Here is an 11,910-nt window from a genome sequence, read left to right on the forward strand (position 1 = left end):
ATCAAAAACCACGATGTTATCGGTATAGAGGATTTGCAAGTATCGAATATGTTAAAGAATCATAAGTTAGCAAAAGCAATTAGTGAGGTATCATGGTCTCAGTTTCGAACTATGTTGGAATATAAGGCAAAATGGTACGGCAAACAAGTCATTGTCGTATCGAAAACATTTGCTTCCAGCCAATTATGTTCTTGTTGTAGATATCAAAACAAAGACGTTAAAAATCTAAACCTACGTAAATGGGACTGCCCTTCTTGCCTTACACACCATGATAGGGATATTAACGCAAGTATCAATCTAAAGAATGAAGCTATAAGGCTTCTAACCGCAAGGACTGCGGGGTTAGCCTAATAAATTAGAGTTCGATAGAACTCTTTACTTAGGAATCCCCACTTCTAAACGAAGTGAAAGTGGGGTAGTTCAAATAGTACCTTTTAAATGAAAAATACGCTATTCTTTCTACAGAATTATAGGAAAGGATGGCGTTGTTCTATGTATTTATCGATTCGAGATGAATTTCACTTCTTCGGTGAATCTCTACATATTCTTCTACAACTTGCAAAAGAGCCGGGATTTATAAAACCTAAAAATAAGCATGGTACACAAGACTGGGCTGCTTTATGTAATTTGGGTTATTCAACATGTGGTGTGGCATTATATACATTCTAAAAAAGTATAATTTTTTCCGGAACTCCACATGTAACTTTCATCAATTCTGTTTTTTTGACTAATATTGAGAAAGTATTAATCAAATTAAAAAAATAACATTTTTTCAATTTATTGTAATTATAATTAAAGGTATTCTGTTAGTCTTATTCAGATGTATCTCTCGATTTATTCCATGTATGAATCTAGTCTGGCTATCAACAGAATATGCCACATACCATTGAAAAAGGGGGAAAGTTTATGCAAAGAATTTTTAAATTCCTGTTCATGTCCGTTTTTTCTTTAATTTGTGTTTTGTATGTTCAAACGAATGCTTTTGCCGCACCAGCACACGATGGAATTGTCAAAATGAAGCAGCCTTCAGGCGAATCTTTTGAGGGCACGTTACATGGAGATGAATGGTTCCATTGGGTAAGTACAAAGGATGGCGACGTGATTTTACAAGATCAGAAGGGGTATTGGAATTACGCGGAGCTTACATCAGATGAACTAAAATCGACGGGGAAAAAATATAAAATTGATAAGAAGCCTTCAATGGCGGTAAATGAGAACAATTTGAACAAATGGATAACGAAATACAACCCTCAAGCAAAGAAAAAACAGGAGCACATGAATACATTACAAAAAGAATCACCAAAAAATATTGATGGAACTGTCACTCCAGTTATAGGGACCAAAAAATTACTTGTTTTGTTGATTGGGTTTACAGATGTTGATATTGCATATAGCGATAACGATTGGAGTAACAAATTCTTTTCTACAAATCAAAAGTCAGTAAAGAATTACTATAATGAAGTAAGTAATGGAAAAGTACAGATCACTCCAGCTTCCGAAGCGTATGGTACGCAAAATGATGGGGTAGTTAAAATAAAATTAGACTATGCTCATCCGAGTACATCAGGAAAAAGCATGAGTACGGTTATAACAGATGCATTGGCTAAAGCTGATTCTCAAGTGAATTTTGCTAGTTTTGATACTAATAATGATCAAGTCATTGACTCTAAAGATGGCTTCTACATTGTAAGTTTTCTTGCTGGCAATGAACAGGCTGCTCCTGGTGCTCCACTTCCTTATATTTGGGCACATCAGTCGTATGCTCCCAATACAAATCACGATGGTGTTACTGTATCAGGCATGTATACGGCGCAGGGTGAAAAACAATATGGTCATATGGCAACGATTGGTATCCCTGCTCATGAATTAGGTCATTCCTTTGGCCTGCCAGATCTATATGGTGATAATAATCATGTGGGTAGTCTAAGTATAATGGGGAACGGATCTTGGAATAGTCTTCAAGGAGAAGATTATGGAGCTACACCCGGTCATATGGATGCTTGGTCAAAAGTAAAATTAGGATTTGTAACACCAAATGTAGTAAATACTACTAACAATTTTACTCTAAATGCGATCCCAAATAACTATAATGTGTTAAAGATTCCTTTAAAGGATAATACGTATTTTTTAGTTGAGAATCGCGCAAAGGTTGGATATGATGCGAGCTTACCAACAAATTCTGGTGGTATTGCGGTTTGGCATATTGATGAATCCATGAATAATAATTCCAGTGATCCTCATTCTTTCATTGATATAGAGCAATCCGTCAGTGAATACCAAGACCCGTTCTATTACACGAATCAAAATCATGCTGCTTCCTTTGGTCCAGACACCAATCCGAATAGTAATACCTACACGGGAGAAAAATCAGGAGTAACGATTACAACTACAAGTACAAGTAATTCTGCTATGAATGTAGCAGTCACAACAAAAGAAGCTAGTTTAATTCCGCAAACAAACTGGTCACTAAAATATGTAGATAGCTATAATTGGTACAATTTAGGTACGTATGCCTTTGATGGAAACAAAGACACTTTTTGGCATACAAACTGGAGCCCCGTAGCTCCAATGCCACACGAGATTCAAATTGATTTGGGTGCGAGCTATAACCTCTCCAAATTTAGCTACCTGCCAAGGCAAGACGGCCAAATAAATGGGACGATTAAGGACTATGAGTTTTACGTCAGTGGTGATGGAGTGAATTGGGGAACAGCTGTGTCCATAGGTGCTTTTGCAAATAATACTAATTTGAAAGAAGTCAGCTTTGCAAACAAGACAGGTCGTTATATTAGACTACGAGCATTAAGCGAGGTAAACAATAATCCATGGACAAGTGCGGCTGAAATCAATGTATTTGGAGTGGCTCAATGATATATTTGTAAGTAGCTATCAAAATCATTGATACAATATTTTAAAAGGTTATCATCTGCTGAGAGTTTCGTGCAGCCTTTGATAACCTTTTTATTCTACTATTATGTAAAAGAAAAACACAGATTAATAAAATTGAATTTATAAGCTTAGTTTAACTTAAATCTGAAACTTGTTAGAGTTTATTTCGTAAGCAAATCTTTTCAATCACCTACACTTGTTCTTTAGAAAAAAGGTTAAGTTGACCGACAAAGGAACAATTCAATCTGTAGGGACTCTAGTATATTCTGAAAACCAGCCTGTATGGATAGCCGCTATACTTAAATCGCACCTAGAAATCATTGGATAATCTCGAATGCCCTCTCATTTTTTTAAATAGCTATAATTAAAGTGCGACAGGAAACACGTCGTATTTTAGTTCATAATCATCCCACAGCGCATTATATAGCAGACGCGATTCATTCTATAATCAATCACTTAACAAAGAAAGAGGGATACTTGTTAGAACACACAATAAGTATTCCTGATTACTTCCGTAAAGTCTGGTATCATCAAACGGAAATTGACGATTTATTCTGGCGAGATATGTTTGTTCGTATAGAAAAATATCAATATGAAGTGAAGAAGTCGTTCGAAGAAACGGTAACAGAAACGACAGATTATAAATTCACAATTGGTTCTATCCCAACAGATTCCGAGTCCGATAGTAATTTTGTTCTGTTTATTAATGGGGTAACGGAAGAGAAATTAGATGAACTTGGTACAATTGTTCGTCAGTTTACAGGGTATATCATCACTCGTTACAATCACGGCATAGAAAAAAATAGGATAACAGAAGAAAGCACACGGTTCCAAGTTAACATTCTGTGTGTTTTTTGAACATACACTCTCCATTAATAACACATATATTAAATATATTGATATATCGTGTTATAATATAAAGGAGAAACTCGCGTGTTTCAAATACAACATTTTTATCTTCTTGAGGACCTCTTATCTTTCCGTAAGAGGTCCTTTTTTATCTCTCCGTATGGCATATCCATTAAAATGCTCTACAAAGATACTAGAGTTTTCTACACGGTGATATTCTTTAGTGTTTTTTCTTTATCCAGATTATCTATTGCTGAGCAATCGATAAATTATGCCTATTTTGTATAATTTTATCAAAATTACTTTGACCCATTATTTATTTCACTATAAAATAATAAAGAGATATATCTGGTTAACGGTTATATGCATAGGTATGTCCTTTTTTGTAATAATATTACGAATTAATGCCTAATACTGATACGGTAAATGAGATAAATCAGGCTGCAATAGGTAGTAAGGAAAGCAAAACAGTAATAGCAGACAATACATATCGTGAAAACGTTCATAATGGACTATCTATGGATGGAGAGAAGAAGTACGAAAAGATAAGGGGCAAAAGAATATGAACAGATCACTCAAAGGTATCGCATTAACAGGGCTCAGTGTAAGTTTCTTGCTAGCGGGTTGCACAACAGAAACATATGGACTTACACAGTCAGAGTACAAACTGGTAGATAAAGAATTTAAAGCAGATAAAATGGTAGAAGACATGAAGCGTTTGCACTATAGTGATGAAGAGATTGAAAGACAATTAAGAGGTGCATTAGCTACAATTAAAACTGAAAAAGATGAGAAGAATAAATCTGAAAAGAAGGCTGAAGTGAAAGCTGAGTCATATAGTAGAGAAAGTAAACCAGAAACAAACAAGTCAGGATACGATAACGATGTAGAGGGGTTTCCTTCAGACGAAGTAGATAATGCAGATATAAAGATGGTAAAAGTTTCAGAAAAAGAGTATCCGTATCGTTTATACGAACAATTTGTAAACATTCAATATGAAGCGAAGGAACTAGAGAAGAGAAACAATTTATTATTTACAGGTGATAAAGTTCATATAACTAGTGTATTAGACCAAATAGATACAACAAAGAATGATGTAAACAAATTTGCAAGCCTAACCCCACCTTCCCAATTTAAAGACTACTATGAGCATGCCATCCTAAGAGGGACAAAGGATATTAAAGGAAACTTGCAGAAAGTAGAAGATGCGGTTAAAAAGTATGGAGACGGTACGTACAGTACAGCTAAAATGAAAGAAATCGTAGAAAACGGTACGAAAAGTATAGAAGAAGGGATTTATATGTGGTTAGGGCTGTTTGAGGAGATAGACGAGAAATACCCTGACGCAAGACAAAAAGCACTTGATAAGATGAAGAAGGATATGAAGGATTCTGTCAATAAAACCTATATTGATGATGACTTAGTGCCTAATCCTAACGATGGAATAATTGAACTATCTTCAAGCGGCAAGGAGTTAGTAGGAGTATGGGACTTTTATAAATTTGAAAAGGTAACTTTTAGTATAGACTTCAAAAAAGACGGAACGATGACCATGTATGAAAGTCAAGACAAAGAACAACAAAAGAAAAACTATGCAACAGGAAATTGGTCATACGATGGAGACAAAAAACAAATTACCTTATCATTAAAAGAGTTTATTGAAAACGGTAAGAAAAACGAAGAGAACGATTATGAAAAGAATCTACCCTTCACAGTAAAGTCTTTCACAGGTGATTCTTTACGAATAGCCGATAAAAGAGGTAGCGTTGAAAAAGCGAAGAAACAGAAGTAATTTCGTATAAAAAGAGTATATAAAAAATAAAATAATGAAGTTCATTACACTAATATGAAATCAGTAGTAGAGGGGATTGAAAATCTCCTAAAGAGATGTAAATGAGGTTGAAGATGTGGATAAATAAGTTCAGTATCCTGACTTTCTATATAACATAAGTGTATTCTGTAGAATCAATCCCTCGGAGGGCTATTATGGAACCTTTAATCGATGTTATTTTATACTTTGTATTTTATTTTGGAGCACTGTTTCTTATACTGGGTACTGCATTGGTTTTATTTATCGCGTCTGCATTACCAGTAATCAGGAAGAAGAATCTATCATTCGTAATGATTGGTTTAGGGATAAATATACTTGCTATTCCGTTGTCTTTTTTTATAGGTGGGATGGCAACAGATTCTCCTGATAGTACTAGGTTAGATTTTTGGAAAGGATTTTTCTTTATTCAAAAAATACCGCTCTTTTTACTAATTTTTTTATTATTTTTAACTGTGGTGTTGTGGTTTATTCGTAAGAACAAGAAAAAAGTAAACATGTAGAATTTTAAAACGACTTCCAATAACGGAAATTATGTAAATGAGCAGTCCAAATGGATAGTTTATTTTATTTTTTGCTTAGTGTTTTTTTTCTAAAGTGCTGGTGGTACCGTGGCTTATAAAAATGTTAGGAGTGAAACTCATGTATTGGAAAAAAGATAGAGATTTTCCACCAATGAAGTTTCAATTAGGTGAAAAAGTTTCATTTAAATTCGGAAATAAGAAGCTCATTGGAACAATTGACATTAGAGATTTTGGCGGCTCGATTGAACACGACTATCATTCTTATGATATTCTTGTCAAAGAAGAAAACATGCTATACAAACACATTCCAGAACGTGATGTTTTCAAACTTACACATTCGGAAAATTTCCACTAAGAAAATGGATACTATAAATAAAGAATACGAAATTAAAGTAATTGATGATTTTTTAATTAAGCATATTGGTCCATCCCATCAGGGGGTACCAACGTCAAAACGCGGTTATTATACGCTAAGATATTTTTAGAAGTAAAAACCCTAACATAAGAAAACAATTATTTACGGCGCCTTCTTTTTGCTTTTTTTCGCCCATTTGTTTGACTATATTTTTTTATAGGAGTGCTTTTATTCTTCTTATAATCGGGTGACTTTAGTATAAGAACAGAAATTGTAGAAAAAATACAAAATATAAGGATTGCTATTATCCACAGCTTAATATCATATTCATATAGCTTACTAAAATACTTTTTGTCAGGAGTAATATAGCTTACATTACTGTCAATTGCTTGGAGGGTGTAGGGAATAACCCAAAAGGAACCAATTATCATAACAAATGTTCCAAGTATAAAACTGAGTATATGTTTTATCATGTTCTGTTCTCCTTTAAATATGTTTACTATATACGCTCATATAGTATATATGGTTTTTCTGCAAAGATTGTCTTAATTTAAAATTAATAAGCATTCCTAATAAGTTAATAGTGTATATGGTGATTTCATGGAAATGAGTATTTAAATTGAATACTTTAAAAAGCGTAGAAAGATTCAATTCCTACGCTTTTTCTTCTTAATAAATATTTATCGTTGTTCTAAATCTCTTATATAAGATTTTACAGCTTGTAATAGGAATTCTTCCTGTCCCATGCCTGCATCCGCTGCCACTTGCACTATTTTTTTCTTGAATTCATGATCTGCATGAAAAGTTAATGACTCTACATTACTTTTAAAGTAAATACCTTCTACATGTGGAAGTATCGTGCCGGATTTCATATGAGAATGTAAGTATTTAATCTCCTCTTGAAACTGCAATGGATCAACTTGTAATACGAAGGGTTTAATTTCTAATTTGATAGTATCAGATGAAATACTCAATCGCATATTTGTGACACCTAGTTTTTTATAAAATAAATTTATTAGATTATAGGTGATGGAATGAAATAGCTGAGGTTTTTTAAATGAAAAAGATAAATACCCTCGCTTCGTAATTACTGCTTGTTTATGGAAAGAATCAAATGAGTAATCATGTTCTTTATAAGTGGACAGAGGGAATATTTCTTCGTCTTCTGTAAGAATCTTGCCATCTGCTCCACTGATTTCTATTACCCTAGCTATTTTTCCGGTATGTTGATGTGTTAATAATTGATATAAATATATCTCTTCTTCTTGAATCTTTGTAATGAATGTTTTTCGCTCTTTTGATGTAGTTTTTTCATAAGTAAGTTGAAAAGTTCCAAGGTCATCTTTATCAATGATATATACTTCTTTTCCACGTTTTTCAATCTTTGAAGCAGGTAATTTACCAGATTTGATATAGGTAAAAACTGTAGATGGTGCTACATTGAGAATTTCAGCTGCTTCTTTTGTGCTATAGCCTTCAACCTCTTCGATATTTTTTAAATGTTCAATATCCTCTAAATAGAAAATCTTACTACCGAATTGCTTCCAGTTATCTTTATATACACATTCTATTAATCCATCTTTTTCTTTTTGTAAAATTGTTTGTACCGTTACTCCTAATAAGCCGGCTGCCTCTTTTGTCGTTACAGTAGGTTTTGTAATGAACAATAAATCTTGTGTCATGTAAGGACACCTCCATAACTATTGTTTGCTAGTATTTTAGATATGTATCTATCATATCAGAATATGATAGATATTTAAAATGAGAAATAGAAATTATTAAAGTTATTATACATTTTTATAATTTAAAAATACATGTAATTTGTTTTATATTTTAATTGTATTTTATAGTTGGTTTTATTATAAAAGTAATTTTAATGTTAAATGATAAATAATTAAACTATATCTATTTACTAATAAATTATGAAAAAATATAAATATATGTAAATAGAGAAGAATGGTGCATTCTTACAGAAAGAAAGTAAATTATCATTTGTATAATGGATAGAAGTAAAATAAAATAATAAGTATAGGTAATAAAGAGAATTATATTCATAATCTTCAATAGGAGAGGTGAATTCGAATTATGGGTAATAATAATATAAAAGAAAATGTACCTATTATAAACAATAAAAGTAAGTATATTGATACATATGTAGAGAATATAAGTGGTATCATTCCATTTCTGCATAACAATGGTTATGTAGATAAGGTGGAAGAGAAGATGGAGGTTGCAGAAAAAGAGGGGAAGAGTAAGTATACATATTTAAGTGATATAGAAGTTATTTATCATTTTGTACATTTACAAAAAGATATGGATGAAAAGAAGAATAGAAAAGAGGATACGAAAAAGAGTTATGTGTCCGAAATCTTGTCATTTTGTCAGTGCATAGTGCAGCATGCAGAAGAATTTGAATTGAACGGGGAAGAGGTACAGCAAAAAGAATCTTTATTAAAAACATTGCAACCTTGGCATATTCGTAAATATAATGCTTGGTTGAAGCAGGTAGAGAACGGTAGAAATGGAGATACGTACGCGATCGCAACACTTGCAAAAAAATCAGTACTTATACGTTCTTTTTTAAAACATCTTCATGTATTTGCTTATATTGAAAGACCTCTTCATGAAGAACTGCAGCGAGCCAATGTAAATGAACAGGATCGGCCAAATCGGGACTTATCTTATGAGGAAGTAATGAAAATTTTAGGTTTTTATAAAGAACAAGGACATTTAGTAAACTATACAATTTTACTAGCCCTGGCAAGTACTGGTGCAAGAATTCAAGAATTGTGTACAACAAGAGTCAAAGATTTACACTATGACGGAAAGTACTGGTTAAAAGTAACAGGTAAAGGAGATAAAGTGCGTGAACTTTTCATTTCAGAACATTTGTATCAATGTATTTGTGAAATGAGAAGGAGAAGAGGGTTCCAAACTGCATTGGACCAGGGAGATGAAAGTCCTTTATTAGTAAATCAAAGGGGTAATTTTTATAATTCGAAAACGTTATCGAATCAGGTAACAGATATGATAAAAAAGACAAATTTAGAATTTCTACAGTATCGTGAAAACCCTGTAACAGCGCATACATTCCGTCATGCATTTGCAATCATGGCAGTTGAACAAGGGAATGCGGATCTATACCACTTAATGCAAACACTGGGTCACGAAAATATCCAAACAACAAAAATCTATTTAGAGAAGCATATGAAACGGAAGAATAATGTTGGGACTTCATTTGCGGATATGTTGATGTAAGATTTCAATATAAAAACCTTGTTTTATTATGTGTTTTTTATATGATTAAAAAGGGTTTTATTCGTATGAAAAAATAATAAGAAAGTAATTTCTATTGATAAAAAAAATACATTCAATTAAAAGTACTTTAGTAGTTAAGTTTAGTGACAGCTTGTAACTAAGGGGTTACACTTGGAATAGATACATTAGTACGTACGATTGGCTCTGTCAGTGGAGGGAGTCTTACTGCTTAATTTTGGGGTTTTATGAAAATAAAAGAGCCTGTTTAAGGTAGAAAAACAGGCTTTAAAACCTTAAATAAGAAGGAAAGAACTAAAAGTATGAATATATTTTTGGCATGACGAGGTGGGGGAATTGGGATATTTAATTTTAGCATTTATGTTTGCAGTTAGTGTATATTTCCTAGTATTCGATAACCCTTATATAACTATATTTATTATATTTCTCATCATGGTAGGGAAGTCGTTATATGACAGCAGAAAGAAGAAGCAGTAATCAAAAATACAGGGACAATATGCGAGTAAGATAGTGGGTTATTTATATAATATAAATTATAAAGTAGGTGGTTTTCGAAAATGATTCTTGAAAATGTTAGTACGATAGGGGCACTTGCTTTTCTATTTCTAATGATTTATCTTGCAACAGATCCTAAAGACGTAAGCTTGTTAACAATCCCAGTTTATTTTGGTGGAATGTGGATCACTAACTGGATTACTGAAAATGGATTTCAGGGTACATATATTTATACGAGTTGGTTAGTAGTCTACGTCATTATAATGATTTACCTTATCTTCGCGTCAATTCGTCTAGGCATACGCAACATAAAATATATTAAAGAAAAAATAAAAAAGCGTAGAGCCATAAAAAAATAATGAAAAGAGAAACCGTTCTTACAGACGGTTTTATTTTTATACTGAAATGCAATGTACATTATTTAACTTTTGAGGAGGGTTAATTATAGAGTACTCAAAGATCTACACATTAAGAAAAATCAAGAAAAGTAGAGTCCTGGCGTTCATTTATAGAAGAAGCGAATGTTTTAGGAATTAAGGATTCAGATGTGTTTCAAATTCAATTAGTGGAATATAGGAAAGAGAGAAAGAAAAAGGGTTCCACTAAAAATACTAGAAGAAACTAGGTTACTCATGCATAAATATCATAATTAGGCACAAGTTATATACAAATATAATGGAGGTGCAATTATGAATATTCAAAGACACGAAAGTAATACAAATGAAATTCTTGTTTCTGCTGCTGCAAGTGCTATTGAGCAAATGAAGTATGAAATTGCTCGTGAATTAGGAGTCACATTAGGACCTGATACATCATCACGTGCAAATGGCTCTGTCGGTGGAGAAATTACAAAACGTTTAGTTCGAATGGCTGAAGAACAATTAACAGGTCAATACAGATTACACTAAGTTAAAGCAGTAAATAAGAAGAATTCATGTGCAAATGGATTCTTCTTCCTTTTATTTACAAAAACTTTAAAAAATAAATTTTTAAGTTGAAAAACAGACCCTCAGATTACTTTGTAACAACCTTTTGTGGATGCGTTGATATAATAGGTATCAGTATAAAATAAATTCGATACGATTAGTGTAAGATCGTTTAAAACCGTTTTGTTATTATTCGTAATTCAAATCCCATAATATTTAAGCCAATATAATACAATTTCATTCATAAATAATTTGATTCTTAATTAAAAATAAAGTGAGAAATTAAGAGGGGTATATATATCAATTTATAAAAAGTAGTGCACAAAGTATACTTAATATTTAAATCGATTTAACGATATGTCACTTAAGAATTTTTTTGAGGTCAATTTACTGTGCACCTTAATTATGGATGTTGTTTTTGTTAATTAAGAGCTATTGTATTAATTATAATGGGTGTATTAAAAGTTAAGAGGGATGAATTTGATAATTTTCACCATGTTATTTCTTATATTAGCTGGTGTATTTCTTATAATTGCAGGTTCAATTTCTAATAAGCACGGATCTCAAATGGGTCAACCGACGATGAGGTGCGGGATATTACTAATTGCTTTTATTATACTTATATGGCCTTAATTATAACGTGCTAAAAACCAAGCCCTATATATATCAGGGCTATTTTCTTTATAGGAATTCCTTAACCATCATGGAATACTGTTAATACAGTAAACTGTCTCTTATACACATCTGACGCTGCCGACGAAGCTAGAA

Annotated in this window: 12 protein-coding genes; 10 read left to right on the forward strand and 2 right to left on the reverse strand. The window is 32.4% G+C overall.

Annotated features, from left to right (window positions below; translation table 11 throughout):
• The 7 genes from JDS92_RS27720 to JDS92_RS27750 form a co-directional block, all read left to right on the forward strand.
• Window positions 1-351 (forward strand): RNA-guided endonuclease TnpB family protein (locus JDS92_RS27720; protein WP_199632872.1); only part of this gene is annotated, 351 nt, incomplete at its 5' end.
• Between the two features lie 141 nt (window positions 352-492).
• Window positions 493-669 carry a hypothetical protein gene (locus JDS92_RS27725; protein WP_176549980.1) on the forward strand — a complete coding sequence of 59 codons (177 nt, stop codon included), beginning with the start codon at window positions 493-495 and terminating at the stop codon, window positions 667-669.
• A 237-nt stretch (window positions 670-906) separates the two neighbouring features.
• The gene (locus tag JDS92_RS27730) at window positions 907-2,871 is read left to right on the forward strand and encodes a M6 family metalloprotease domain-containing protein (RefSeq protein WP_199632873.1); all 1,965 of its coding nucleotides are present in this window, start codon (window positions 907-909) and stop codon (window positions 2,869-2,871) included.
• 495 nt (window positions 2,872-3,366) lie between these two features.
• Entirely contained in the window at window positions 3,367-3,747 is a 381-nt protein-coding gene (locus tag JDS92_RS27735; protein ID WP_242476051.1) for a hypothetical protein, read from the forward strand.
• Window positions 3,748-4,300: 553 nt separating this feature from the next.
• Window positions 4,301-5,530 carry a DUF3994 domain-containing protein gene (locus JDS92_RS27740; RefSeq protein ID WP_199632875.1) on the forward strand — a complete coding sequence of 410 codons (1,230 nt, stop codon included), beginning with the start codon at window positions 4,301-4,303 and terminating at the stop codon, window positions 5,528-5,530.
• Window positions 5,531-5,736: 206 nt separating this feature from the next.
• Window positions 5,737-6,069 carry an ethanolamine utilization protein EutH gene (gene eutH / locus JDS92_RS27745; RefSeq protein ID WP_374191350.1) on the forward strand — a complete coding sequence of 111 codons (333 nt, stop codon included), beginning with the start codon at window positions 5,737-5,739 and terminating at the stop codon, window positions 6,067-6,069.
• Between the two features lie 139 nt (window positions 6,070-6,208).
• Window positions 6,209-6,445 carry a hypothetical protein gene (locus JDS92_RS27750; RefSeq protein WP_199632881.1) on the forward strand — a complete coding sequence of 79 codons (237 nt, stop codon included), beginning with the start codon at window positions 6,209-6,211 and terminating at the stop codon, window positions 6,443-6,445.
• A gap of 158 nt (window positions 6,446-6,603) precedes the next feature.
• Here the strand turns inward: JDS92_RS27750 and JDS92_RS27755 are convergent, their stop codons facing one another.
• Together JDS92_RS27755 and JDS92_RS27760 are read right to left on the reverse strand one after the other, a co-directional pair.
• Complete coding sequence (locus tag JDS92_RS27755) at window positions 6,604-6,918, reverse strand: hypothetical protein (RefSeq protein WP_199632883.1); 315 nt, start codon at window positions 6,916-6,918, stop codon at window positions 6,604-6,606.
• Between the two features lie 207 nt (window positions 6,919-7,125).
• Window positions 7,126-8,127, reverse strand: a complete 1,002-nt coding sequence (locus JDS92_RS27760; protein WP_199632884.1) for a helix-turn-helix domain-containing protein — start codon at window positions 8,125-8,127, stop codon at window positions 7,126-7,128.
• A 403-nt stretch (window positions 8,128-8,530) separates the two neighbouring features.
• Between JDS92_RS27760 and JDS92_RS27765 the strand changes: the two genes are divergently transcribed.
• From JDS92_RS27765 to JDS92_RS27775, 3 genes are all read left to right on the forward strand, one after another.
• Entirely contained in the window at window positions 8,531-9,703 is a 1,173-nt protein-coding gene (locus tag JDS92_RS27765; protein WP_199632885.1) for a tyrosine-type recombinase/integrase, read from the forward strand.
• Between the two features lie 575 nt (window positions 9,704-10,278).
• The gene (locus JDS92_RS27770) at window positions 10,279-10,575 is read left to right on the forward strand and encodes a hypothetical protein (protein WP_199632886.1); all 297 of its coding nucleotides are present in this window, start codon (window positions 10,279-10,281) and stop codon (window positions 10,573-10,575) included.
• Between the two features lie 330 nt (window positions 10,576-10,905).
• Complete coding sequence (locus tag JDS92_RS27775) at window positions 10,906-11,124, forward strand: alpha/beta-type small acid-soluble spore protein (protein WP_074651217.1); 219 nt, start codon at window positions 10,906-10,908, stop codon at window positions 11,122-11,124.
• Window positions 11,125-11,910 lie beyond the last annotated feature (786 nt).

Origin of the sequence: Bacillus cereus group sp. N12, from assembly GCF_016483575.1 — a bacterium.
Classification (GTDB): Bacteria; Bacillota; Bacilli; order Bacillales; family Bacillaceae_G; genus Bacillus_A; species Bacillus_A toyonensis.